25 protein-coding genes are annotated in these 24,983 nt (G+C 31.9%); 6 read left to right on the plus strand and 19 right to left on the minus strand.

The genetic code is table 11. The annotated features are described in order from the left end of the window. Positions 1-73: 73 nt before the first annotated feature. On the plus strand, positions 74-973 hold the full coding sequence (locus SH09_RS00875; RefSeq protein ID WP_042737727.1) for a DUF5996 family protein: 900 nt from the start codon (positions 74-76) through the stop codon (positions 971-973). 88 nt (positions 974-1,061) lie between these two features. Here SH09_RS00875 and SH09_RS00880 read toward each other — a convergent pair whose 3' ends face one another. The 10 genes from SH09_RS00880 to SH09_RS00925 all read right to left on the minus strand — a co-directional run bounded on the left by SH09_RS00880 (position 1,062) and on the right by SH09_RS00925 (position 10,215). Beyond that, positions 1,062-1,337 carry a GNAT family N-acetyltransferase gene (locus SH09_RS00880; RefSeq protein ID WP_269668889.1) on the minus strand — a complete coding sequence of 92 codons (276 nt, stop codon included), beginning with the start codon at positions 1,335-1,337 and terminating at the stop codon, positions 1,062-1,064. Positions 1,338-1,467: 130 nt separating this feature from the next. Beyond that, complete coding sequence (locus tag SH09_RS00885) at positions 1,468-1,818, minus strand: PTS glucitol/sorbitol transporter subunit IIA (RefSeq protein WP_042737728.1); 351 nt, start codon at positions 1,816-1,818, stop codon at positions 1,468-1,470. A 19-nt stretch (positions 1,819-1,837) separates the two neighbouring features. Continuing rightward, positions 1,838-2,845 (minus strand): PTS glucitol/sorbitol transporter subunit IIB, encoded by a 1,008-nt coding sequence (gene srlE, locus SH09_RS00890; protein ID WP_186823875.1) that lies wholly within the window; start codon positions 2,843-2,845, stop codon positions 1,838-1,840. A 10-nt stretch (positions 2,846-2,855) separates the two neighbouring features. Then, a complete protein-coding gene (srlA, locus tag SH09_RS00895) occupies positions 2,856-3,407 on the minus strand; it encodes a PTS glucitol/sorbitol transporter subunit IIC (RefSeq protein ID WP_042737729.1) in 552 nt (183 codons plus the stop codon). Continuing rightward, entirely contained in the window at positions 3,391-3,864 is a 474-nt protein-coding gene (locus SH09_RS00900; RefSeq protein WP_042737730.1) for a transcriptional regulator GutM, read from the minus strand. The genes srlA and SH09_RS00900 overlap by 17 nt, the downstream gene beginning before the upstream one ends. A 1-nt stretch (position 3,865) precedes the next feature. Continuing rightward, the gene (locus SH09_RS00905; protein ID WP_042737731.1) at positions 3,866-5,740 is read right to left on the minus strand and encodes a BglG family transcription antiterminator; all 1,875 of its coding nucleotides are present in this window, start codon (positions 5,738-5,740) and stop codon (positions 3,866-3,868) included. 23 nt (positions 5,741-5,763) lie between these two features. Beyond that, positions 5,764-6,558 (minus strand): SDR family oxidoreductase, encoded by a 795-nt coding sequence (locus SH09_RS00910; protein WP_042737732.1) that lies wholly within the window; start codon positions 6,556-6,558, stop codon positions 5,764-5,766. 799 nt (positions 6,559-7,357) lie between these two features. Further along, complete coding sequence (locus SH09_RS00915) at positions 7,358-8,617, minus strand: condensation domain-containing protein (RefSeq protein WP_235307453.1); 1,260 nt, start codon at positions 8,615-8,617, stop codon at positions 7,358-7,360. A gap of 179 nt (positions 8,618-8,796) precedes the next feature. Further along, entirely contained in the window at positions 8,797-9,069 is a 273-nt protein-coding gene (locus SH09_RS00920; RefSeq protein WP_042737734.1) for a hypothetical protein, read from the minus strand. A gap of 468 nt (positions 9,070-9,537) precedes the next feature. After that, positions 9,538-10,215: an SDR family NAD(P)-dependent oxidoreductase gene (locus SH09_RS00925; protein ID WP_042737735.1), complete on the minus strand. Its 678-nt coding sequence runs from the start codon at positions 10,213-10,215 to the stop codon at positions 9,538-9,540. Between the two features lie 151 nt (positions 10,216-10,366). Here SH09_RS00925 and SH09_RS00930 point away from each other — a divergent pair, with 151 nt between their 5' ends. Further along, on the plus strand, positions 10,367-10,915 hold the full coding sequence (locus tag SH09_RS00930; RefSeq protein ID WP_042737736.1) for a TetR/AcrR family transcriptional regulator: 549 nt from the start codon (positions 10,367-10,369) through the stop codon (positions 10,913-10,915). Positions 10,916-11,104: 189 nt separating this feature from the next. Here the strand turns inward: SH09_RS00930 and SH09_RS00935 are convergent, their stop codons facing one another. Together SH09_RS00935 and SH09_RS00940 are read right to left on the minus strand one after the other, a co-directional pair. Then, on the minus strand, positions 11,105-12,913 hold the full coding sequence (locus SH09_RS00935) for a solute:sodium symporter family transporter (RefSeq protein WP_042737737.1): 1,809 nt from the start codon (positions 12,911-12,913) through the stop codon (positions 11,105-11,107). A 92-nt stretch (positions 12,914-13,005) separates the two neighbouring features. Continuing rightward, positions 13,006-14,316 carry an LLM class flavin-dependent oxidoreductase gene (locus SH09_RS00940; RefSeq protein ID WP_042737738.1) on the minus strand — a complete coding sequence of 437 codons (1,311 nt, stop codon included), beginning with the start codon at positions 14,314-14,316 and terminating at the stop codon, positions 13,006-13,008. 286 nt (positions 14,317-14,602) lie between these two features. Here SH09_RS00940 and SH09_RS16285 point away from each other — a divergent pair, with 286 nt between their 5' ends. Then, complete coding sequence (locus SH09_RS16285) at positions 14,603-14,698, plus strand: type I toxin-antitoxin system Fst family toxin (protein ID WP_107512500.1); 96 nt, start codon at positions 14,603-14,605, stop codon at positions 14,696-14,698. A gap of 242 nt (positions 14,699-14,940) precedes the next feature. Here SH09_RS16285 and SH09_RS00945 read toward each other — a convergent pair whose 3' ends face one another. Both SH09_RS00945 and SH09_RS00950 read right to left on the minus strand, forming a co-directional pair. Beyond that, the gene (locus SH09_RS00945; RefSeq protein ID WP_042737739.1) at positions 14,941-15,144 is read right to left on the minus strand and encodes a helix-turn-helix transcriptional regulator; all 204 of its coding nucleotides are present in this window, start codon (positions 15,142-15,144) and stop codon (positions 14,941-14,943) included. 258 nt (positions 15,145-15,402) lie between these two features. Further along, positions 15,403-16,047 carry an aggregation-promoting factor C-terminal-like domain-containing protein gene (locus SH09_RS00950; RefSeq protein ID WP_042737740.1) on the minus strand — a complete coding sequence of 215 codons (645 nt, stop codon included), beginning with the start codon at positions 16,045-16,047 and terminating at the stop codon, positions 15,403-15,405. Between the two features lie 585 nt (positions 16,048-16,632). On the opposite strand from SH09_RS00950, the gene glpT reads away from it, so the two are divergent. Both glpT and SH09_RS00960 read left to right on the plus strand, forming a co-directional pair. Beyond that, a complete protein-coding gene (glpT, locus tag SH09_RS00955; protein ID WP_162846346.1) occupies positions 16,633-17,991 on the plus strand; it encodes a glycerol-3-phosphate transporter in 1,359 nt (452 codons plus the stop codon). Between the two features lie 91 nt (positions 17,992-18,082). Next, complete coding sequence (locus SH09_RS00960) at positions 18,083-18,868, plus strand: arylamine N-acetyltransferase (protein ID WP_042737742.1); 786 nt, start codon at positions 18,083-18,085, stop codon at positions 18,866-18,868. A gap of 84 nt (positions 18,869-18,952) precedes the next feature. Here SH09_RS00960 and SH09_RS00965 read toward each other — a convergent pair whose 3' ends face one another. Further along, on the minus strand, positions 18,953-19,453 hold the full coding sequence (locus SH09_RS00965; RefSeq protein ID WP_042737743.1) for a GNAT family N-acetyltransferase: 501 nt from the start codon (positions 19,451-19,453) through the stop codon (positions 18,953-18,955). Between the two features lie 315 nt (positions 19,454-19,768). Between SH09_RS00965 and SH09_RS00970 the strand changes: the two genes are divergently transcribed. Next, the gene (locus tag SH09_RS00970) at positions 19,769-20,686 is read left to right on the plus strand and encodes an AEC family transporter (RefSeq protein WP_042737744.1); all 918 of its coding nucleotides are present in this window, start codon (positions 19,769-19,771) and stop codon (positions 20,684-20,686) included. A 41-nt stretch (positions 20,687-20,727) separates the two neighbouring features. Here the strand turns inward: SH09_RS00970 and SH09_RS00975 are convergent, their stop codons facing one another. The 4 genes from SH09_RS00975 to SH09_RS00990 form a co-directional block, all read right to left on the minus strand. Further along, a complete protein-coding gene (locus SH09_RS00975) occupies positions 20,728-21,600 on the minus strand; it encodes a LysR family transcriptional regulator (RefSeq protein WP_042737745.1) in 873 nt (290 codons plus the stop codon). 97 nt (positions 21,601-21,697) lie between these two features. Continuing rightward, positions 21,698-22,828 carry a M20 family metallopeptidase gene (locus SH09_RS00980; protein ID WP_042737746.1) on the minus strand — a complete coding sequence of 377 codons (1,131 nt, stop codon included), beginning with the start codon at positions 22,826-22,828 and terminating at the stop codon, positions 21,698-21,700. Between the two features lie 3 nt (positions 22,829-22,831). After that, on the minus strand, positions 22,832-24,016 hold the full coding sequence (gene solA / locus SH09_RS00985) for an N-methyl-L-tryptophan oxidase (protein WP_042737747.1): 1,185 nt from the start codon (positions 24,014-24,016) through the stop codon (positions 22,832-22,834). 168 nt (positions 24,017-24,184) lie between these two features. Continuing rightward, on the minus strand, positions 24,185-24,931 hold the full coding sequence (locus SH09_RS00990; RefSeq protein WP_042737748.1) for an SDR family NAD(P)-dependent oxidoreductase: 747 nt from the start codon (positions 24,929-24,931) through the stop codon (positions 24,185-24,187). Positions 24,932-24,983 lie beyond the last annotated feature (52 nt).

Below are 24,983 nucleotides of genomic sequence, written 5' to 3' on the forward strand. Positions count from 1 at the left end.
AAATTAAAATTGAATAAACATGCATTCACTGGGTATATGTTGTGTAAAGCATATCTGAAAAGGAGAGAGCGTCATGTTATTAAAAGAATGGCAAAAAGAAAAAGAAACGCTTCATATACTTTCACAAATCCTTGGAAAATATAAATTAGAATCCATGTATCAAGAGCCACAATGGGCACATGTAGCACTTGATATCACCATTCAAGGATTTAGTACTGGGATGTTACATTATGAAGATAAGGACTTTTTAATCGAAGTAAATTTAATAGATAATATCATAGAAGTACGTATAAACAATAACAAAGAAAGTATTGAATTAGAAAATGGTACAACCATTCAAACTTATTATAATAAGATTAAACAAATCTTAACTTCTCATGGTATACATTTAGAAATAAACACAAAACCTCAAGAAGTTGCTGATACAACTCCAATAGATCAAGATACACATCACCATCATTATAAATCAGATGTCGCAAATAATGTCCTAGATCTTATGAAATTTGCCTATCATGCGGAAACAAAATTTATATCCTCATTAAGAGTACGCAAATTTAAACCCGCACTATTTTGGGGTACATTTGATATATCTTGCGCAATGATTAATAGTGAACATCGACCATTTAGTGATGATAATAAAGTTATAGAACGTGCAGCCTTCGATGAAGAACTTATCGAATTTGGTTTTTGGTTTGGTGATGACAATTATGAAGGACCTACATTCTTTGTCTTACCCTATCCATTTACAGACAAGCAATTTGAATGTCACCAGAAATTTCCAGATAATAGCAAATTCGATCCGAATTTAGGGGAGTTTATTTTAGAAATAAATTCCGATCAACAGCCAAGTCACGATACGGTAAGTCAATTCTTTTATGAATCATATAATATACTTAAAGATGATTTAAACTGGGGCGATTGTAGCCACTTCCACTTACCTTTAAAAATGAAAAATAACCATCTCACCAAATAATAGTTGAACTAATCACAACTCAAACAAAAGAAATCGACAACCTCCCAATTATTCCGTTAGAAGTTGTCGATTTTTTTATTTATTAAATTTAATTTTTCAAAACATCTTCATATTCAGGCGTCTTGTCAAATACACTTTTAGCAAAAGGACAAAGTGGAACAATCTTCAAATTATTTTCACGAGCATAAGTCACACCAGCTTCAACCAAATCCTTACCAACATGTTGCCCCCTCAATTCATCAGAAACTTCGGTATGATCAATAATTATCATACCCTCTCCACTAGGAACATAAGTCATTTGTGCTAAAAAGTTATTTTCATCTTCACCAACATAAAACTTGTTCGTTCCTTTTTTAATTTGCATAATAACACCTTCTTTCAAAAATATTATCTAATAAATAATAAAAATACCTTATGGAATCACGGTATACAAATTATCAATTGTATATTACCCTACATTACAGTTGTAAAACGAAGCACAATTTCCATAAAAGTTATAGTATTTTTAATTCTGTTCCAATTTCGATATTAGGCACTTCCGCCTCTTCTAAATATAATGTTCCAGATTGTTCAGCTTCGTGACTACCGTCAAACTTTAAGGTAATGTGACCTAACTCTGCTAAATTCTTTTGAACAGAAGCACCAACTTTAGTAATTTCAAATATTTTTTCACCAATCAATACTTTTTGAGATTCTGTTATTTCTCCTTCAATACTATTAATATCAATGATATAGCAATAATCAATTAACTCTTCAGGTGCATTATCACCAAACAATATGATCATTCCTTCTTCGACAAATGCACTTGCCTCACTACCTACATCTTTAACAATAGTTTTATACATAGTAAATCTCCTCTATTTTTTATTTGTATAATCCAAAACTAGCAAGCCATGCTACAAATACACGGGGAACTCCATTTAAAAATCTTGAATACAATACAGAAGGAACACCAACTTCAATTGTTTTTGTTTCAGCCTCTGCCAATCCTAAACCAACAGGAATAAAATCAGCAGCATTTTGTGTATTAATTGCAAATAATGCAGGTAATGCTAAATGAGGTGGAATGTTTCCTTTCCCAATTTCTACTCCAATCAATGTACCTAATACTTGGCCGATGACCCCTCCTGGTCCTAGTAAAGGACTTAAAAAAGGAAGAGAACAAATTAGACCTATCGCCATCAATCCCCAAATATTACCAGCTAATGGAGACATTACATTAGCGAATACCTTACCAATGCCAGACCCTTGAATAATACCTATAAGTAATGCTACAAATCCCATAAATGGAATAATCGTGTGTAACATCGTTTCTACAGCATCTCTTGCTGCTTGGTAAAATGTATTGATAACTTTACCTGCACCTAAACCAATTTTAGTTAAAATGGACTTGTGTTCTTGCTCAGCACGCGTCTCCATAATTTTCTTATTCTTTGAATATTGACTTTCTTTTTTATCAGATGTTTCCAATTCACCATGAGCACTCTCTACTTCTTGCTGGGTATTATCATCAACCTCTTCAACTTGATTAACATCTACATTCGAAACATATATATCTTCAGTAATATACTGTCGTAAAGGTCCACTTTTACCTGTTGCCATAATATTTATAGTTGGTATTCGTTTTTTTGGATAGATACCACACCTTAATGTACCACCACAATCTATTATTATCGCCATCATTTCCTCTTCAGGAACTGAAGTCTCAAATCCATTTACCGGTTCTGCTCCTGTAATTTCTGCTATTTTATCGACAATAGCTGGTTTATGACCACCTGTAATATACACTAATTTCTTCTTATTTCCGTCTACGCCAAACGTTAATGGACCACCAAAGCCTCCAGAGCCTTTAGTTACTTTAACTTTTTTCATTATTTTCACCTCAACCTTCTAATTTTATCTCTTTACTCAATTTGACTTTTTGTTGTTTTTCCACAAAGCTTGTAGTTAAGTCAGTTACCCAACCACCTATAAAATTCATAACTAGACCAACTAATAAATAGCGCACTGCTAAATCTGTTGTCGGTAATCCTAATTTTTGAATACCATTGGCTATACCTAAAAATACAAACAGTTCAGCTGGATTAATGTGTGGAAATATCCCGTTACTTGTGTGCGCAAATTGTGCTGCCGAAGCAAAATAACTTGGCTTATACTTTTCAGGCATAAATCGTCCTAACGAATGAACCATTGGATTCGCTAACATAAATGAACCTAAAAATGGTAATACTAAATAACGCATAAGTGGATTTTTAGCAGATTTTTGAGCTATTAAATTAATTCTGTCTTCGCCTATTAATTGTATTAATGTATTCATAGCAATTAATAGCATTAAAACTAATGGTACTATGGTCCCCATCCAATCTATGAATGTATCGGCACCAGTTTGAAATAATTTTATAAAACCTTCTGCAAACTTAACGATGTAATCCATTTTTTAATCCCCTTTCATTTCTAATTAATTTATTTACCTTTTTCACAGCTTTCATTATTGGTGAAGGTATCTTTTCAATTTCTCCACCATTACTTACTACATTAAATGTATGTTGAGCATCTAATATTGCTTTTATCAGTAGCTTATTATATTTTTTAATATCTTGATCTGTGATTTTATTTAATTTCAATCCATTTAATCCATCTAATGGCTTGAACTTACTAAAAACTGTAACACCTTGCATAAATCGTGCTTCTTCAATCACATTTTTCCCATTTAATTGTAATAAGACTAACGTTCCTGATTTGAAAATTGCGGGTCTTCTTCCAATTGCCACCTTACCTTTACGTCGTAACTCTATATAATGTTTAGTAAAATTCTTAATTTGTAACCAGCCTAGTAAATGTTGTATGACAAAACCTGCTGCAGCTAAAATAATTAGTAATAATATGAACATTTTATCCCTTCATTTCTTGATTTAATAATTGTATAAAGTCTTGAAACGTAGTTTTTTCAGAGAATTTACTTATTAAATATGCATTATTAGAAATTGCTAATACTTCTTCATAAACTCGAATCAGTAGTGTTTCATTAACCATTTCATCTGGTGTAGCAATTAGTATAATTATTTTTAAATCAGGCAAATCTCTACACCCTTCATCTAAAATTGCAACTTTAATATTTATCGTTGTCCCTGTATGAGATGCATGAGGAAAACCTAAATATTTATCTGCCGTTGATTTATCAGATTCTCTTATCAATAAACGTTGTTTAAAATCATTTTCTACCTTACCTTCATTCACCAATTCATCTGCTAAACTTTCTATTAATGATATATAAGAGTTATTATTATCAAAATGTTCAAAATCTTCAGAATTGATAAGATCTACAATGACACTCTTATTAAAAACATTTTTATGATTTAAGTCTTTATAAATTAAAAATTGTTCGATTTTTAATTTTAGTTTCTGTTCATCAAAAACATTTTCTAAATAAATGATTTTGTTAAACAATCTATTGAGTCGTATAGTTGAAATTATGATTTCATAGTTATTTACTGAAGATTCATCAAAATTTGACTGTTCAATAATAACAATCTCTACATTCGGGCCAAAAATTTTCATTATATTGTTTTGTAATAATTTTTGAATACTTAGACCAAAATCAGTAATAATCGCAACTTTTGATATAGATTTCACTTCTTTTTCTATTTTTTCAAGATAGATACTAAAATAAATAGTAAGATAACTTAACTCTTCTTCGGAGACATTGATTTGAATATGCTTGGTTATATTTTCACCCAATATTCTTGACAATTCAAAAGCAAAAGGGAATCTTTCATTCATATTGCTTACACTCTCATCATTGATATTTATATTAAATACTATGCGATTTATTAAATACTTAATGTGCAGACGAATATCTTTCGTAAATAATTCATTATCTAACTCAATCCCATAATATTCATAGACATCTCGAATTGTTCCATCAATAATTTTTTGTATAATTGTAGCTTCAGATGAAGTGATTAATTCATCTAATATAGATGCACGTCGCCCAAGTAATATGATAACAATTAGAAGCATTTCTTTATTTGCATCAATATCTTTATAAGTCTGGTTCAAATAAGATTTTATAAATGCTATATTTTTATAATCAATTGAACTATACACATTATTATCAATACTTATATCATCATCTATTTTGGCTCCCATTTCTAGCCGTTCAATAGTAACTTTGATTGCTAATTTCAATCTCTTATAAGATTGTTCATCTAATTTCAGTTGCACTTTAAGATTTTCTAACTGTACAAGTAATTCGCTATCTATATCTTTATTACTATATTGATTATTGAAATATTCAATTATTAATTTTCTAATATCATATTCTTTACCATCGACATATAAACCTACATTTGGCTTGCCAACAATCGAAACATTATATTTAGAAAGCTCATCTTTCATATCTTTTAGCATATTATTAATACTTGTTTTACTCATAAAATTAAATTCAGCTAAATCATCAATAGTAACTATTTTTTGGTGTAAAATTTGGAAAAAGATGCCCTCCATTTTGTTAATTGAATCACTTTGAGTTGATTCAGTTAGCGTATTCATTAATTCAAGAAAACGATTATCATCTTCAATATGAATCATTAAGTTGTGGTATTGCTTAGAAATAAAAATCGTTTCATCAAAGTAATCATTTATTTGTTTAACATAATTAATTAACGTTTTTTCACTGACATTTACTAAAAACGATAATTTTTCTATCGAAGTATGTGAGTCGAGCAATATTTTAATTATCTGTGTATGTTTTTTATTAAGCTTCATTATACTCCCCTAACTTTATGGGATTATCCTCGTGATTTACCTCCTGAAATATTAATAGTAGTCCCAGTAATGTAACTGGATTTATTAGAACTTAAATAACATACCAAATCTGCTATTTCATCTAACTTTCCTACTCTTTTTAAAGGTATAGATTTAGAATAATCCCCATTCAGTTGATCAACCGTAATATTTCTACTATAAGCTAACGCACTTTCATATTCTGGAGTACGGAGTCCAGTTTCTTCTATAATACCTGGAGCAATTGCAGTAACATTAATGTTATATTTGCCAAGTTCTTTTGCCCAACTTCTTGTCAAACCGATGAGTGCAGCTTTAGTGGCTGAATATAAACTTTGGCCCTCTGACCCCTCTTGCCCAGCCTCACTCGAAATATTGATTATCTTACCCTTCCGTTGTTTAATGAAATATTTTGCTACCGCTTGACTAAACCAAATAGGGCCTTTTAAATTCACATTGAACATGAAATTCAAATCACGCTCGTTAATTTCATATTCTGGATGAGTATCTTGTGTATCAGCCAATACTCTTGGTAAATTAACACCCGCATTATTAATTAACACATCTATCTTTTGTTCTTGATTAAATATCAATGAAACAACTTCTTGCACTCTATTTTTATCAGTTACATCTACTTCAAAAAAATGATAATTTCCGTGATTTTCCTCACCATTTTTTAAATCCACATTATAAACTATTGCGCCATTAGCTAATAATGTTTCAACAATAACACTTCCTATACCTGAACTACCACCTGTAATAACCACAACACTATTATCTATATCCAACCAATTAGACATTTTTCATCCTCCTATTAAGATATTGTTTTATTACATTGTATTTGTATTCGCTTACATAATTAATACAATGTTTTATGATGTTTTAAGAAATTTGGTGAATAATTATGTGTATTAACACCCTATGCAATTTAAAAAGTAATATTTTCTCATTAGTTTGTAGGCAAATAGAAGTTTTATCTGAAAACACCTTAAATATAGATATTCAAAAAAACTCTTCAAACTTGTTAAACAGTTTGAAGAGTTTTTTATTTCAGTATTTTCCAGGAAATAATTTTTGAAATTGTGCTATATTGAATTATTTTGATTTAGAGCTTGGGAATTTATTGATCAAAATAAAAATAAAGTCGACTAAATAATGAATTAATGTACCTGCCACGATAGCAAGTAACATAAGAAACCATAAGTTAAAATGTTCATATAAATTTGTCACACTGTAAACAATACAACATAAAACTACTAAAACCCATTTGGTTTGTTGCTTTTTATCGTTCATATTACAAAATTTTCCTTTCATTATGTATTGTTTACTAATGTGATTTATCTTTAGATAAATTTTTAGCAAAAAATTGAAATCCTGTCATAATAACGGCAAATATCGAAGTGCTTAATAACACATTCATAAATTCAAATCCACCTAAGAATAGAACATTACTAATGCTAGATAATACAAAGAAGATAATGAAATTTAGTAGAAAGAATTTCAAGGTATGCATGTGTCTTCCCAACCTTTTTCTTCTAATTTATCAATATTTTAAAATACAAGCAATGTACTTTTTTGCTTAAATATTCATTTTCATTGTTATAAAATGCTATTTTCTTCTAATTTTTGCTCTGTATCTATTACCAATTCGTTAAGCATTTTCAAAATATTTTCATGCAATTGTTCTATTTCATGTACACTTAGCACTTCACTTTGATAATCATAATGTAATAAATAACCACTTTCACTATTCTTATTAAAAATTTGAATTTCGAGCGGTCCACCGATGGCATCAACTTCAAGTTTCTTTTCTGAAAATCCATTTTCAATAAACTCGGAACTATAACTAGCTGTTTGGAAAGAAATTAAGCAATCTATAATATTATTCCCCATATTAAGTTCTGATAATAAATCATCAATTGGATATTTTCTATGCTTTAAAATATTAAAAGATTCTCTTTTCACTTTTTGTATATACTCATTTAGCAAGAGATCCTGTTCTGATTCTATTATGATTGGCAAAGATTTGGCATAATTACCTGTAGTGAATTTTTCGTTTTTATTTGCCCTATTATGAATTGATATTCCAATGTTATTAATTTTAGTTACTGCTTTTTTATCAATTAGAGCAAACATAATGCTAGTGAATAAATTACTAACACTTATTTCGTTTTTCAAACAAAACTCATTAATTTTTTCAGTTATTACTGTACTTAATTTTATAGTACGCCTTTGACCATTAACATGTTCTAACTGATGTGGTTTATCACTGATTTGTTGTTTTTGTCGATTCAGTTTTTCTCTCCAATAAATCTCATCTTTTTCAAGCTTTTTAGACTGTAGGTACTTCACTTCATCTTCTATAGCATTTACGAATGATAATTTAGGTATTTCTGTAGTGTCTTGATTAGTCAAATAAGTTATAAAATAATTGATTGATAATGGCATACTCCAACCATCGCCTATTAGATGGTTTTGTATAGCCAACAAACCTAATTGACCATCTGGCAATTTCAAAATATAAAATCGATACAATTTATCATTATAGTCAAATATATTAGTATTCGCTTTTTTATTTATCCAAGTATCAAAATTCAATTGATCTTGATAAAAATCTAAATAAGGATATGCTATTTCTTCAAATGCTTTAATATACTGCTTAGCATTTCCACTTTTAAATGTTACTTGTATTCTATAGCTATCATGATTAAATATTAATTGGTTAACAGCTTTATTAATTTGCTCATAATTAAATTTTGTACCTAATTTCAATAGTCCTGCAATATTATTAATACTCGAATCTTCTATTATTTTTTCACGTTTTAAAAAGTTTTGTTGCGCTATTGTTAGTGGGTACATCTTCAATTTTATACGCTCCTTAATTTTATAAGTATATTTAAAATTTTAAAAACATCAATTAACTTAATTCGTTTATTCATTTTTTATAATTAATGTTTCATTAACTTTTACCCTAGGATAACTAAAAAAATCTCACTCTTATAAAAAAAGTGAGATTTATTATTAAAATCAATTTCTTGCTAATCACTCACACTCATTGTTTGTTGATACAATGAGTCCAAATTTGTAGTTGAAATAGCTGTATTGTTACTTAATTTTTTAAAATCCAAATATAAAGCATCTAATTCTTTTGTAGATCCTTTGTCTTGATCTAACACCCCTGATTTGAACAATAATTTAATCATAGTAGCTGAAGTGCGTTTAAAATACTTAATTAAAAATGCTGGCGCTTTAGGAATAAGCGCATATCCATTATTTTCTATTAATCGGTATATTTCGTTATATGCTGCCACAGTTTCTATTAACAACTTAGCATATTAGAAATTCGGTATTCTTTATACAAAAAGAGCCTAAGATATTACCCTTTCAACCTATAATAAAATCGATAATTTGTGATTTTATTGAAATCTTCATCACTTAACTCATTATTCATTTCTTGTTTTATCTCATGGATAATTTCTGCATCAATTAATTCATTATTATGTGTCTTATTTTTAGTAGTAATAACATATAAGAACTGCGTATTGTTTGCGAGACACCTAAGGGAGTAGGATACGTGTCGAGGCCTAGGTTCGACCCAGCCCTTAGGTAAGCGAGCAATAACAATACGAAGTATTGAAACAAATAACAAGCCCATCAAAGATCAAAATCTTTGATGGGCTTAATGCTAGGTATTTATGTCCCCGACTCTTTATTCATTATTATTTAACGTCTTAGTATATTTTTAATTAATATAATATTAATACAAAACAATTAACTGTTTAAATCATATCTGATTTTTTAATTCCCTGAGGAAATGTCTCTTCAAATTTCCCTTTTGTAGTATATAAATCATACCAAGCCTTTGCAATTGTATCTGGATCGCCTAAAGTCCCGGATTCAATCGCTGTTCCTATTGAAAGATGTCTTACAAAAATCCCCTTATTTTCTACTGCATTGTAGAGATTTTCAGCATAACTTCTCAATCCAGAGCCTATAATGCCAGCATTTCCAGCAAATGGGAGTGGAAATATTGTAGCTACACCTGTCGTAAATAAGATTGAACCTGTTCCTTTATTTATCATATCAGGTAACACCTCGTTAACTAATTGAATAGCTGGATAGAGATAACTATTTAATATTTCTGAAACACTTTCTGGTGTAGTTTCCAATATATTGGTAAATTGCTGTTCCTTGGCATTAGGACTAAATTCTATAACGTCAATAGAACCAAAATCCGCTTTAATTGATTGGATCGTTTGCTTCAATGATTCTAAATCCACAATATCGGATACATATGTTTTTACTTCTATATTTAAGTTACTCAAATCTTCATGAATCACTTTTAATTTTTCCGCATTTCTTGATATAGCTGCTACTTTAAATCCTTCAGCTCCAAATTTCTTTGCTAGTGATAAACCTAAACCTATACCTGCACCCACAATTGCTATTGTTTTCATTTTAAATCTCTCCTTTTCTATGATACCTTAAAGCAATATCGTGTTGTTTTTAATTACAGGATAAAGCTATTAAAATAATATAACAATCAACAATGTATACTAAATTGTTGCTATAGCAACAGATAACTTAAATTATTGGGGGTAGATTCATATGGCAGATAAAGTGAAAAATATTAGAATGACACATACTAAACAATCCATAATTAACGCCTTTTTTGCATTAGTTAGTAAAAAGGATTTTGAGAAAATAACTATCGCCGACATTACAAACGGGGCTCAAGTGAACAGAGCAACATTTTATGCACATTTTGAAGATAAATATGATTTAGTCGATTATATTGTAGAGGATTTTGCTACAGTATCTTTTGAGGACCACATTTCAGATCCTATGATTTTTAATCAAGAAAATGTAAGCAACTTAATCTTAGCAGTTCATGATTTCTATCAAAAACCAAATGTGGAGTGCCGTAGCAGCTATGCTGGATTGGCATTGCCTCAAATGAAAGAGAAAATACTAGAGCAACTCACTATAGTTTTAGAAAATAGTTTGAAAAATACTTACACAAACAAGGACCAAGACATATTCATCCCAATCATCGCACAGATGATTCACGAAGGCGCTTTACAGATAGCTCATAATAATATGGAACAAGAAGTATTGGCTAACAAAATCGCACTATTTATAATTGGAAGGTATTAATATTAGATATAGTTCAAATATATGAGTTTATTTCATATCTTAATCCTTTCATTTGACATAACTTCACTGTAAACGCTCACTTAAACTCATAATACTCTATTGAAACAAGATGCTTTCCAATATAATTGCTACTTCCTAAAATTTAGTGTCACACAAAAGCACTTTTAATAATCTATTAACTTTACACAATTAAGTTAATTGCTTATTTGCTTGGTTTTCTAACTCTTTATTATCATAGAATGGTTTGACAATTTCTTTGTTGTATTCATTTTTTAAGAAATATTCGTATTTAACACTCCAATATTTAATAGCTAAGTAATAACAACTAGCTACAATAATCATCAATAATGCCACAGCTGGCCAAAACCATATCGATACAACGTTGTGAGTCGATGCCAAACCTATTGGTGAAAACAAAATATAAGTAAAAACGATAGTGCCTAATAAAATGACAGTCACTGGGATCGTATATTTCCATGGTTTCATATCAATTTTTGCATTAGGTTTGAAAATAAATGCTTTCTCTAAAGGTCTAATTATTCCAATAAGTAACATGATACTTATTTCAATTATAAATAACAGCCCTTGTATATATATAAAATTAATTGGCATATTAATATTGAAAATCGTTGGCAGTCCCCATATTAATAAATAATATGTAATAACATGCATAATGATTATTGTTTTAGGAGCAATAGCAGGTACTTTTTTAGAAAAGATACCAACCAATACAATTGCAATGATAGGTATATTAAAGAAACCAGTAAATTCTCTAATAATTGTCCATAACCCTTTTGGCGCATTTATTAACATGGGTGAAATGAAGAATGTTACTAATGCTAATATGATGCCAAACCATTGACTGACTCGTATCATTTGTTGGTCCGTCGCATTTTTATTAATAAGTACTTTGTATATATCGTATACAAAAAGTGTGGATGCACTATTTAGTAATGCATTAAAGCTTGAAAAGACAGCACCTAATAACACTGCTAGGAAAAAGCCATTTAAAAATGTAGGAAAAATATCTTTAACTAATGTAGGATAAGCCAAATCCATATTTTTCAAATTTGGTCCATATAAATGAAACGCAATGACACCAGGAATCATCATTAGAAATGGTACTAATACCTTAAGAAAACCGGTAAATAAAGCTCCCTTTTGACCTTCCGCTAAATTTTTTGCTCCTAGCGTACGTTGAATGACGTATTGATTTGTTCCCCAATAAAATAAGTTCGCAAAAATAATACCAGTGAATATTGTCCCAAATGGCACATCATCTTTGCTTGAACCAATCGCGCTCAATTTTTCAGGATGGTGTGTTGCAATTGTCTTCATTCCAGATAAAAAATTACCATCACCTAAAGTGATAAACCCTAAAATCGGTACTAATATACCAACAATTAATAAACCAATACCATTTAAAGTATCTGAAATCGCAATTGCTTTCAACCCACCTAAAATTGCGTATAATGTACCTATTATGCCAATTAACCATACAATTGCCCATACCGATTGTTCAAAAGTAATACCAAATAAGTGAGGAATATCAAATATTTGTAAAACTGCAATAGATCCTGAATAAAGCACCGAAGGGATTGTTATAAATCCGTATCCTACCATAAATAATAAAACAATTAATAAACGTGTTTGTTGGTCGAATCGATTATTTATGAATTCCGGTAATGTCGTAAAGCCACCGCCTAAATATTTAGGTAGCAATATTGTTGCAAGAATAATAATTGAGACACCTGCAGTAACTTCCCACCCCATACTCGATAGATTATTCTTATATCCTTGTCCATTTAATCCTATCAATTGTTCAGCTGATAAATTAGTTAAAATCAATGCACCAGCGATAAATCCCCCTGTTAATCCTCTACCACCTAGGAAAAATCCATTCGAACTATTCACAGTATTTTTGGTTTTATAATATGAATACCATGCTACGATAAATAAGAAAAACGCACACGATATCAGTGTATATGCTATGTACATGTATATACCTCCAATTAATTAATAAGTAATATTTTTTGAATATTCAGATATTTTTAAGAAGATTGATTTTTTCTATATTATTTATAAATTGACTATTTAACCGCACTATAGTTGAAAGTTAAACCTAATTTTTCACGTAAAGTTCCTGACTTATACTCCAATTGAATTAGGTTTCGCTCTTGTAAAATAGGTATTACTTGTTCTATAAACAATTCAGATTGTGTAGGATTGAGAGGTGGCATAATATTAAACCCGTCTGCTGCACCTTTTCGAAACCATTCTTCCATTTTGTCTGCAATATCAGTTGCTGTACCAATTACAATATGATGACCTCTTGCCCCAGCAACATGTTTCATTACATCTTCCAAAGTATATTGCTCTGATTTTGCAGTATCACTTATTAATTTCACACGACTTTGAATATTGTTGCCTTCTTGTAGTTCAATATTTTCAAAAGGTGTTTTTAAGTCATAATTACTTAAATCTAAATCACCTAAATAAGAAGATAATAGTTCTAATCCTACTTCAGGTACTATTAATTCCTGTAAAGCTTCATAATTATGCTCTGCTTCTTCCCGTGTATCACCAATGACTGGAAATATACCTGGCATAACGATTACTTCTTGCTGACTACCACGTTGATATTTTGCACTTTCTTTTAAATGTTTAGCAAATGTTATAGCATCGTCTATATTATTTTGCGCTGTAAAAACTACTTCTGCAAATTTTGATGCAAATTCACTTCCCTTTTTTGATGAACCAGCTTGCACTAACAATGGATAACCTTGAGGAGATGTTTCAATATTTAACGGCCCTTGAACAGAGTAAAACTTACCTTCATAGTTGATTGGTTGTGGGCCGCTCTCATTTAAAAAATATCCTTTTTCTTGCTGTTCCTCAAAATGTACATCCTTCCATGAATCCCAAAGTTGAGTAGTTATTTGTATAAACTCTTCCGCCTGCTCATATCTCAAATCATGAGCAATATTACTCGTTCCATTAAAATTTTTAGCTGTATCATTAATGCCTGATGTAACAATGTTCCAACCAGCTCTACCTTCACTTAGATGATCTAGCGAAGATAAAATTCTCGCTAAAGAAAATGGCTCTGAAAATGTAGTTGAACCAGTTACAATTAATCCTAAATCTTTCGTATATGTACTAATCATAGACATGAGTGTAAAGGGTTCAAAACGACTCGATACGTCAGGATGTGTTTTTTTATCTAGATATAAAGCATCTGAAAAAAATAGAAAATCAAATTTCATTTGTTCTAAAATTTTAGCTTGTTCTATTATTTTTTCTAAGTTCATACCACCTCTTTTTAATGAGTCTGCATGTCTACAACTTGCCACATGATGACCAAAGCCAGTAAAAAAATATCCCAATTTCATTCTTTTCATTTAAACTCCTCCTTAATTTTATAATTCCGATTCGTTTAATAGGGATTATGGTAGCATGTGCTTATCACTTAGTCAATTTATTCTATAAAACTATTATTTATTATGTGTAGTAAAGTGAATATATACTGTTTGATGATTCAAATACATTTTTCCACCCTTTCTACATCTGATATGCTATTTTTTTAATTTAATAACAATTAAATACAAATAAAATACTATTGATTATATACTTAAAGTGTCGCCTACCTCAGGCGTCAATTTGACGTAGAGAGGGGGAGTTTACAAGATGTTTAAACCACTGGTCGACATCATAACCACAACATTAAGTGGTTGTCTCGTTGCGCTATTTGTTTATTGGTTAGGCAAGCGTAATGATAAATAGGCGACTAACCACACCAAAAATCCCCTTACTATGACCCTAGTAAGGGGATTCGGTGTTTACATGATTAAACCACTTGGCAAGTGTATTATAACACTATTATGAACGATGTGCAATATAATTATACTTAATGAAATGAGTTAAAAGAGTACATTGATGGTTTTGAGTGTCATCATTCTTAGTTTATTGTTATTACTTTTTTGAAGTTGATTTTCATTACACCCTACTCGAACAAGTTTAATGCTTCACGAATATGATAACTTTTCTATCGGATATTCATAGTAATCACACAAAAGTTCTAAATCTTTCTGAGGAATTTGTTCATGTCCATTTTCCCAATTAATTATTTGATAGATCTTATAATTCTTTTCATACTTATCATTAAGTAAAATAACTAATTTCGAGATACTTAAATGCTTCTCTTCACGTAAGTCAGTTAAAATTTCCATATCCATTCCTACTTTCTATCAATATTTCAATTTATGAAATATATTTTTGTAGAAGATAACATGGGATAGATACAAGCACGAATTTCCGTAAATTAACCTAACATTTATTTGTGAAGTTTTCTTACATTACAACAAAAAACAGGTGCAACCTCACTCTTTTGTGAAGTTGCACCTGCTTTACTAAACTGGGAATTTTATTATTATTTAACTTTTAATTAGACATATAATTTACTTTTTAAATTGTGATTTGGATGGATCTTACCACCAACCGTTAGCCTCACGGAATTCGATGGCAGCTTCGATTGAACCATAGCGTTCTTTGGCATAATTGATCATACCTTTGGTTTGAGTAGCGACTGATCCTGTACCCCATGATTCTTTCGTTTGGCCTAATCCTCTATAACCTGCTGAATTCACTGCATCTGGATCTCCACCTGATTCAGGTAATACAATGCTTTCCCACAATTCTTTCGTACCACCAGCAGCTAAAAATTGTTGATAAACTGAGCTTGTACTGTCACTGCTTGTTGTAGATGAATCCGATGAGCTAGATGAGTCTGAATCATCTGATGAGTTTGTTGACGTATTAGATGATGATTGGTTTGACGTTGTCGTTGAAGTGTTGTCATCATTTGAATTGTCGTTTTGTTGATTTTGTGTCGTTGAAACTTGTTGAGTATTATATGATTTATTATTGTCGTTATTAAATTTAACTTGCTTTGGTTGATTAAATTTATGCTCACTTTGGCTGTGTTGTTGCGACATTTGTTGACCATGTTGTGACGCTTGTGGTTGACCATTTGGTCCACAGTTGTTATTTTGTTCTGCCGCATGTGCGCTTGTTCCTAATCCTGTAGCTCCCAATGAGATTGCTGCTATTGTAGTTAATAATGTTTTTCTCATAATTAAAATCCTCCCAATGCCTATCAGTTTTAAAAACTGTTAAGCAACAAAATTTCTAATCTTTTAATTAGATTACACAAAATACTATAGCGCATAATTTGATTTCATAGGTTACAGCCTATTAATAAAATGGTTGCATAAGTTGTATAAATAAAGACATTTATTGCATTTAGATGTTGTCACAGAGATGTTTTTGAAATATTTTCTACGACTTTGTACTTATAAAAATCGTTAAAATTAAGATGGTTCTAAGCGCGATCCTATGTCTTTAAATTGCAATAAATTGGTTGCAATAGCAATTTAATTGATACACAACAGTATAATAATACACTCAACATACAACATTCCCTCCATCATTGGCACACTTCCAATACAGCCAACATTAATTCACTTGCTATGTTATTAACATTTAAACACTGTAACTCTCATGAACAAAATAGACTCAACTTTCCATCCTGTAATCTTTCAATTGCAATATTTTTACCATTAATAATCAATATAGTGTTGTTAACGCTTACATCTTCATATAAAATTAATACTAAATTAATAAAATTTTTACATTATTTTATAGGAGGTCCATCTATGTTGAATTTTTTAAAGCCAGCTCAGCACATCGAGCCTTTACCTAATGATGAAATCGATGAAACTTATAAGCGATTAAGGCTACAAGTTTTTATTGGTATCTTTTTAGGCTATGCGGGTTATTATCTCTTACGTAAGAACTTTTCACTTGCTATGCCCTATTTAATTGATGAGGGTTTTAGTAAATCTGGTCTTGGAATCGCCTTATCTGCGGTGTCCATTGCTTATGGTATTAGTAAATTTGTGATGGGAACTGTGAGCGATAGAAGTAATGCACGCACATTTTTAACACTTGGTTTAATTTTAACTGCAGTAGTGAACTTACTATTAGGATTTATTCCTGCTCTAACCTCTAGTATCTTCATTATATTTATCATGATGTTTCTTAATGGTTGGTTCCAAGGTATGGGATGGCCGCCGTCTGGTCGTGTCTTAGTTCATTGGTATAGCGTTAGTGAACGTGGAGGTAAAACTGCCATTTGGAATGTGGCGCATAATGTCGGTGGTGGATTAATGGCTCCCCTAGCTTTATTTGGTGTGACATTAGTTGGTACATTTTCGTTTGGTTATTTAAAAGGGTTTGAAGGTACCTTTATATTACCAGCACTTGTAGCAGTTATAATTGCTATTATTGCCTACGCTTTAATTAGAGATACACCACAATCTCAAGGTTTACCACCTATAGAGGCATATAAGGATGATTATGATACAAAGTCTAAGCAAACATTAGAAACTGAATTAACTACTAAAGAAATATTGTTCAAATATGTTTTAAATAATAAATGGGTATGGGCAATTGCTATCGCTAATATTTTTGTCTATTTCGTGCGTTATGGTGTATTAGACTGGGCGCCTACCTATTTAAGTGAGGAGAAAGATTTTAACCTAGAGGCATCTGGTTGGGCTTATTTCTTATATGAATGGGCAGGTATCCCAGGTACATTATTATGTGGTTATATTTCAGACAAAGTCTTTAAAGGGCGCCGTGGTCCAGCAGGATTTATCTTTATGTTAGGTGTCACAATAGCTGTGGTAGTTTATTGGTTAAACCCACCAGGTAATCCTCTAATTGATAATATTGCGCTTATCGCTATCGGTTTCTTAATTTATGGTCCGGTAATGTTAATCGGTTTACAAGCACTAGACTATGTTCCAAAGAAAGCAGCTGGAACGGCAGCTGGACTTACAGGTTTATTCGGTTACTTAGGCGGTGCAGTAATGGCTAATATTATCATGGGATTGTTAGTAGACCACCTTGGCTGGGATGCCGGGTTCATGTTATTGACTGGAATTAGTATCTTAGCGATGATTAGCTTTACATTTACTTGGAATAAGCGCGGTCAAGAAACGGTTAAACACTAATTATTTTTATCGACAAGGCCTTTTCCTTGTTAATTTAACTATTCAATTTACAATACACAGTATAATCTATAAATAAAAGCAGGTTATTCTTATGAATATTGAACAATTAGAACAACATTTAAATATTGATGCTAACGCTTATACCGAAACTTCGCTTGCAGCATTAAATTATTACATGCAACGTTTCATGTTTACAGTACCTTTTGAAAATATTGATGTTCAAAATGGTGTAGCAATATCCGTTAATCTTGAAACGATTTACAATAAGGTAGTTAATCACAAACGTGGCGGTTTTTGTTATGAACTTAACAGTCTGTTCAAAGCATATCTTGAAGCTAAAGGGTTTGTCGTACACATGGTTTCTGCAACGATTCATATCCCTGGGGGCGGAAAAAGTTTAGACGGCTCACACGTTTCACTCATTGTAACAATTGACGAACAACGTTATATGACAGATGTAGGTTTTGGTGATTTACCTGTTCAAGCTCTTCCTATTACTAATGTAGAAGATGCACAGACCATTATTAATATCAACGGTCAATATCGTGCTATTACTAATAACAATCACCTCGTTTATAGCCAAAAATTGATCGAAGGTGCTTGGGTAACTCAATATGAAGCTGTATTAATTCCAAAGTCTATTGAAGCATTTGGCTATAACATTGAGTATAATCAATATCATCCAGACTCTATTTTTGTACAGAGATTATTAATTACACAACCACAATCCTTTGGTCGCGCAACCATGTCACACGAACAACTTACATTGACCAAAGGGCCACAGAAAGAAAAATATCCGGTAACTTCAAACAACTATAGACAACTGCTACAAAAATATTTTAATTTAGATGTAACGATCAATAGATTAGAAAAATAATATTAAAACAAGTCACTCAAATCGAAAAATTTGAGTGACTTGTTTCTTAATTTTGCGAGTATTATAAAGCACCTTACTTGTAATTTAGTATTCACTTTTAATAATCGCGAAAATCAATGTATCTCTAAACCCATCTTCAACTGCCTTGTCCTCACGTAACACCGCTTCATGTTTCATATTTGCATTCTGTAATACGATACGTGCAGCGACGTTTCTAGCATCTAATGAGCCCCAAATTCTGTTTAATTTTAGAACTTTAAAGCCATATTTAACCATCGTAGCAGCAATGTCTGAAGCAATACCTTGCTCCCAAAAATCAGGGTGTACAATAAATCCAATTTCTGCACTTTTATTGTCGTTATCAACAATAAGTTGTACAATTCCGATGATTTTATCTGTATCTGCATTGATAATCACATTATAAATCCAATGTTCTTCCTTTTCTAATACTGAATTAATAAATTGTTCTGTTTCTTCATACGTAGCAACATCCCATAATTGATACTTTGCGACTTCTGGATGCGCGTATAGTTCATACACTCCTTGAATATCACTTGCTTGTAAATCTCTAGTATAAAAATCCATAATGTGCCACTCCTCAATTTTTCTGTACTTACCAACTTTTATAAAGTGTTAAACACACACGTGCCACAACTTAACTATGATCAAGTCTTTAGCGTGTTACACCTCATTTATAAAATCTATTACATAGATGTATTTGACTTTCATTCATAATAATAGTAATTATATTTTTCAGATTAACACACTATTACCAAAATTTAATACCTCGAATTAATCTGTAAAATAAAAATTAATAAAATACTATTATAAAAGATTGTTTATTCTTATTATCTTATAATAATTTGTTATGCTACATTATTACTAAAAGAGGTAATATATATGTTCTTGTTCATCATACTAGAGGTCCTTGTACCTATCTTATTACTCATCCTTCTAGGTGTTGTACTTCAAATTAAATTTGAATTTGATTTACGTCAGTTTTCAGCTTTAATCACTTATTGTTTAATGCCTGCTTCCGTATTCGTCAATATTCTAAATGTTAATATCAAGGCAGATGTGTTACTACAAATTATTTATTATGTAGTGCTATATAGCATCATATTAATTATTTTTAGCCACATTATCTGTAAATATTTAAAATTAAATCCTGGACAAGATGCTGCTCTAAAAAATAGTATTTCACTCATGAACTCGGGCAACTATGGTTTACCAGTAAGCAATTTAATCTTTAGCCATAACCCAATCGGTGTCTCCATCCAAGTATTTATCCTCATCTTTCAAAATTTACTAACTTATACCTATGGCATTTACAATATTCTTTCAACAACAAAGACATTTAAAGAAATTATTATTTCATTTTTACGATTACCTGTATTCCATGCCTTAATATTAGGAATAATATTCAACTATTTTAAATTATCTCTTCCTAAACCTATATTATTACCATTAAACCATTTAGCAGATGCATTTATTGCTATAGCTTTAATCGTGTTAGGAGCACAACTTGCCAAAATTAAAATAAATTTCTTTCAACGTGTTATCACATGGTCTCTTGTTGGCCGTCTCATAGTAGGTCCGGCGTTATCACTTGCTCTCATCTACTTATTGCATATAGATGGTATTGTCGCACAATCACTATTTATTGCTAGTTCATTCCCAACTTCAAGAAATACCTCAACAATTGCAATGGAGTATCAAGTTGAACCTGAATTACATGCTCAGATCGTACTCTTTTCAACATTACTCAGTGCTATAACTGTAACAACTGTAATTTACCTCTCATATATACTGTTCTAACGTGGTTTGTGTTAGAGCAGTTTATTTTTAGCAGAAACTTACTAATATTCAACAGGTGCTAAATTTTTAAAATCCATAATCATCTGGATAAATCTATCAATAGCAGGTGTTACATACGCTTCGTCATTCCAAATAAAGTCGGTAGAAATCGTACTATAGTACTCAGGCAATCGATAAGCATAAAGTTGTTGGGATGTAACATCGTTTGTAACAGTAGATTCTGGAACAAGGCTTACTCCTAGACCAGATTTCACACTTCCTACAATCGTTTCTAATGTACCAAACTCTAACATATTAGAGTAATCAATGTTCTCTGAATCTAACCACATTTCCAATTTCTTTCTATAATTACACCCTTCTGTAAAGACTAACATCGACTTAGATTTTAGTTGGTCAATTGAGTCTAGTGGTTGATTAGCAATTAAGATTAATTGTTCATGAAATAATTCGACTTTATTGATGCCTACTTGTTTCGTAAATCCTGTAACAAACGCACAATCCAACTTACGGTCACGCACTTTAGTGATAATACTTTCAGTCACACCACTATACAAGGCGAGTGATACATCAGAACATAACTGCTGATATTTAGACAATATTTCTGGTAGTCTTGTTATTGTCTCAACTGTGCCTATATTCAATTTACCCGTAGGCATCTCATTATCATGAAAGGCTCTATCAATTTCACACATTACCTTACGAATTTGTTCAGCATATATTTGCAATTTCAACCCTTCCGAAGTTAAAGTTGTGCCATTACGCCGCCTAATAAATAATTGTGCATTCAACTCTTGTTCTAACATCTTAATTCGCGAGGTCACATATGATTGTACATAACATAGAGATGTTGCGGCTTTACTAATACTTTGATGTTCTGCTACACTTTGGAAAATTTTCAAATCTTTAAACTCCATTGAAATCCCCCCACATAAATATTAATTGCTATTATACAGAATTTTCAGTTAAATATACTAAAAAAGACTGCCAAACGATTTGGCAATCTTCTTATATTTATCCTGCATATTGAATAATCAGGGATTTATAGAACGCAATGCTGCGCTCGAAAGCAGCCACCTCAACATATTCATCTGGTTGATGCGCCAATGTTTCAATACCTGGCCCATATATTAGTGTTGGAATATCACTGCTACTATTTAATACAGAGGCATCTGTGTAATAGGATACGCCACCTACTTGCTGTTGCTGTGTAATTGTCAGTGCATCCTGGATAATTTGACTTTGTTCATTCGTTAAGACTGCCTCGCGATTTAGTATAATCTTCGCTTCCACATTAGGAAGCGTTGCACCTTCAAATAGAGATTGTAATGCCTGATTAAAATCATGATATAGCTTGTCATGACAATTGGGTATCACTGACCTAATATCTACATACAATATGCATTCATCAGGTATCACATTAGTTTGAATACCGCCTTGAATCATGTTTACAGAAATACTGCTCGTACCTAATGGATCATGTCTAACTTTCCATTCAGTTTTTAATCGCTCTACTAAATGTATAATTTCACTCGCCGCTTCAATTGCATTTACACCTTGCTCAGGCATTGCCCCGTGAGCGGTTTTACCTGTCACTTTAACCTCAATCCACAATGCCCCTTTATGTCCAACAACTACTTGTTCATGAGTTGGTTCGGCTATAACAATAGCTTCCACATCTGACATACCTTGTGTATTAACATAATGTGTTGCACCAATCGAATCTACTTCTTCTCCTGCCGTTGCTAAAAACTCAACATCCTTCGTCAAAGGATAATTTTCCAAATATAATGATTCTAACGCTAAATACAATGCAGCGAGACCACTCTTCATATCTGTCGTTCCTCTGCCATATAACTTACCGTCTTCTATATGCGCATCAAATGGATTATATTGCCATTTCTGGCTACCAATTTTTACTGTATCCGTATGCCCATTCAACAATAACTTTCCTTTGTCAGTGTTTGAACCCTTAATTCTGACTGAAAAGTTACTTCTATTATTATCAACAGTCATAACCTGATATGGAAGTCCGGTTGCCTCACTTCTATTAATAAATTGTTGAATGATTGCTTGTTCATTACCTGGAGGATTGGTGCTATCAATTTGAATTAACGATTGTAAAAAGGCTAAATAACTTTGCATACATTATTTCCCCCTTGCCTTGAAGTATACTTCGTCTTTATTTTCTGGTTGTAAACTATCACGTGTAATCTTAAAGGGCGAGATGTCTTGAGTCGTTTCACCATGGATAATGAGTTCTCCTAAAGCTTCTCCTACTGCACTGGAAAATTTATAGCCATGCCCCGAAAAACCAGCTGCAATAGCAACATGATTATAATCAGGATGTGTATCTATGATAAAGTTTTCATCTGGCGTATTAGTAAACATACATGTCTTACCTACATTGATATTGCCATGTGCTGCTTGCATATAATTAGATAAAAATCCTCGAATATCTTTCTCATCTTTTTCATAGGCACCAAAGGTCTTGTTATAATAACTTGGATCTATATCATCTCCATTATCATAACGCCCTATCTTTAACCCCGTACCATCGATTGAAGGGAATCCATAATAAACACCAGAAGGCACATCCGCAAAAAATCCTGGAAAGCCATCAGATTTATATAAAATGTCATCAGAATCAAACCACGCAATTGTTTGTCTCGACGGTTGGATGTTAATATTAATATTTAACTCATTTAGTAATTTCTTATTCCAAGCACCTCCTGAAATGATCAGTTTATTAGCCTCAAACGTATCATCTGGGGTATGCACCTTTACAGAGTCATCAAATATTTCAATATCCATTACAGGTGAATTGACCTTTAACTCTGCACCTACTGATAAGGCAAGTCGTTTCAATGTTCTAATACAAGCACTAGAAAACAATACACCTGCTTCAGGCTCATAGCACCCAATTTCACCTTGAGGCATAGTTATTCCAGGCCATCTTGCATTTACATCGTCTGCAGTTAGTGTCTCAATATTCAGACCATATTTCTGACCACCTTCAATTGCCGTTTGAACAAAACCAGATGTTGCAGGACCAAACGTTAAGACACCTGTCTGTGTAAATATTCGTTCATTCGTCTTTGCTTGCAGTGCATGCCATAACTCTTGTGCGCGTAAGGCTAATGGAACATATGCATAACCCTCTCCACATGCATGCCTGATTAAACGTGTGTCGCCACTATGACTTCCATTTTCATGTGGTGGATCAAATGCATCAATGAGTAAAGTCTTTTTGCCTTGCTCAGCTAAATAATAGCCTGCTGCCATGCCCATAGAACCAGCGCCTACTACGATAACGTCATATTTATTTGTCATAACTATCTCCCCCCATTTTCTATAATTAAGTATAATTGGAGCACTTTCCCCTCGTAAAATAGGTATCAGAGATAGCTACTATCTCAATATGAGATATTAAATATAAATTCAATACATAAAAAAGCCAGAACAATAAATGCACTGAGCATCTTGTTCTGACCTCATTCATTATTTATGATCTGTCGTTCCTAACGTCATACCACCGTCTACTACAATTTCCGTTCCCGTACAATATGCACTTTCATCAGAAGCTAAAAATGCAACTGCTTGAGCAATATCCATCGGTTGCCCAATACGCTTTAATGGTATTTGCTCATAAAATTCATTTCCTTCATTACTATCGGAGAACATACCTGTATTCACGCCACCTGGATGTACCATATTCACGCGTATGCCATAGTCTCCTAGCTCCATTGCCGCTGCTTTTGACATTGTTGTCACTGCAGCTTTAGTTGAAGCATATAATGATGATTCATGAATAGGTGAAAATGAAGAAACAGAGACCGTGTTGATTATAGATCCTGATAGCTGTACTTTCATCTGTTTAGCTACATATTGCATACCTAAAAATGTCCCGATTTGATTCGTTTGGATTAACTTTTTGTATGAAGCTAAGGTCGTTTCTAAAAATGGTTTATTCAAGTAAATTCCCGCATTGTTCACAAGAATATCAATTTTACCAAACGTCTTTACCGTTTTCTGTATAGCATATTTCCAATCATCTTCGTCAGTCACGTTTAATTGAATTGATAACGCATCATTTTCCAATGTTTCTTCAACGTCTATCGCATCTCTTAAATTACGCGCTCCTACTACAACATTGGCTCCTAATGCATCAAAGTGTTGTGCAATCACCTTACCTTGTCCACGATTTGCTCCCGTAATTAACGCAACTTTCTTAGTTAAATCCGGCATAAACATCCCCCTTGAACGTACTTTTAATTATCAAAATTATAACAAACAACAA

The organism is Staphylococcus gallinarum, from assembly GCF_000875895.1.
Classification (GTDB): Bacteria; Bacillota; Bacilli; order Staphylococcales; family Staphylococcaceae; genus Staphylococcus; species Staphylococcus gallinarum.

What these genes read in the sequence shown, in the direction of transcription:
- SH09_RS00875 (WP_042737727.1), top strand. Translation starts at nt 74, where the DNA reads ATGTTATTAAAAGAATGGCAAAAAGAAAAAGAAACGCTTCATATACTT.
- SH09_RS00880 (WP_269668889.1), bottom strand. Translation starts at nt 1,337, where the DNA reads ATGCAAATTAAAAAAGGAACGAACAAGTTTTATGTTGGTGAAGATGAA.
- SH09_RS00885 (WP_042737728.1), bottom strand. Translation starts at nt 1,818, where the DNA reads ATGTATAAAACTATTGTTAAAGATGTAGGTAGTGAGGCAAGTGCATTT.
- srlE (WP_186823875.1), bottom strand. Translation starts at nt 2,845, where the DNA reads ATGAAAAAAGTTAAAGTAACTAAAGGCTCTGGAGGCTTTGGTGGTCCA.
- srlA (WP_042737729.1), bottom strand. Translation starts at nt 3,407, where the DNA reads ATGGATTACATCGTTAAGTTTGCAGAAGGTTTTATAAAATTATTTCAA.
- SH09_RS00900 (WP_042737730.1), bottom strand. Translation starts at nt 3,864, where the DNA reads ATGTTCATATTATTACTAATTATTTTAGCTGCAGCAGGTTTTGTCATA.
- SH09_RS00905 (WP_042737731.1), bottom strand. Translation starts at nt 5,740, where the DNA reads ATGAAGCTTAATAAAAAACATACACAGATAATTAAAATATTGCTCGAC.
- SH09_RS00910 (WP_042737732.1), bottom strand. Translation starts at nt 6,558, where the DNA reads ATGTCTAATTGGTTGGATATAGATAATAGTGTTGTGGTTATTACAGGT.
- SH09_RS00915 (WP_235307453.1), bottom strand. Translation starts at nt 8,617, where the DNA reads ATGTACCCACTAACAATAGCGCAACAAAACTTTTTAAAACGTGAAAAA.
- SH09_RS00925 (WP_042737735.1), bottom strand. Translation starts at nt 10,215, where the DNA reads ATGAAAACAATAGCAATTGTGGGTGCAGGTATAGGTTTAGGTTTATCA.
- SH09_RS00930 (WP_042737736.1), top strand. Translation starts at nt 10,367, where the DNA reads ATGGCAGATAAAGTGAAAAATATTAGAATGACACATACTAAACAATCC.
- SH09_RS00935 (WP_042737737.1), bottom strand. Translation starts at nt 12,913, where the DNA reads ATGTACATAGCATATACACTGATATCGTGTGCGTTTTTCTTATTTATC.
- SH09_RS00940 (WP_042737738.1), bottom strand. Translation starts at nt 14,316, where the DNA reads ATGAAAAGAATGAAATTGGGATATTTTTTTACTGGCTTTGGTCATCAT.
- SH09_RS16285 (WP_107512500.1), top strand. Translation starts at nt 14,603, where the DNA reads ATGTTTAAACCACTGGTCGACATCATAACCACAACATTAAGTGGTTGT.
- SH09_RS00945 (WP_042737739.1), bottom strand. Translation starts at nt 15,144, where the DNA reads ATGGAAATTTTAACTGACTTACGTGAAGAGAAGCATTTAAGTATCTCG.
- SH09_RS00950 (WP_042737740.1), bottom strand. Translation starts at nt 16,047, where the DNA reads ATGAGAAAAACATTATTAACTACAATAGCAGCAATCTCATTGGGAGCT.
- SH09_RS00960 (WP_042737742.1), top strand. Translation starts at nt 18,083, where the DNA reads ATGAATATTGAACAATTAGAACAACATTTAAATATTGATGCTAACGCT.
- SH09_RS00965 (WP_042737743.1), bottom strand. Translation starts at nt 19,453, where the DNA reads ATGGATTTTTATACTAGAGATTTACAAGCAAGTGATATTCAAGGAGTG.
- SH09_RS00970 (WP_042737744.1), top strand. Translation starts at nt 19,769, where the DNA reads ATGTTCTTGTTCATCATACTAGAGGTCCTTGTACCTATCTTATTACTC.
- SH09_RS00975 (WP_042737745.1), bottom strand. Translation starts at nt 21,600, where the DNA reads ATGGAGTTTAAAGATTTGAAAATTTTCCAAAGTGTAGCAGAACATCAA.
- SH09_RS00980 (WP_042737746.1), bottom strand. Translation starts at nt 22,828, where the DNA reads ATGCAAAGTTATTTAGCCTTTTTACAATCGTTAATTCAAATTGATAGC.
- solA (WP_042737747.1), bottom strand. Translation starts at nt 24,016, where the DNA reads ATGACAAATAAATATGACGTTATCGTAGTAGGCGCTGGTTCTATGGGC.
- SH09_RS00990 (WP_042737748.1), bottom strand. Translation starts at nt 24,931, where the DNA reads ATGCCGGATTTAACTAAGAAAGTTGCGTTAATTACGGGAGCAAATCGT.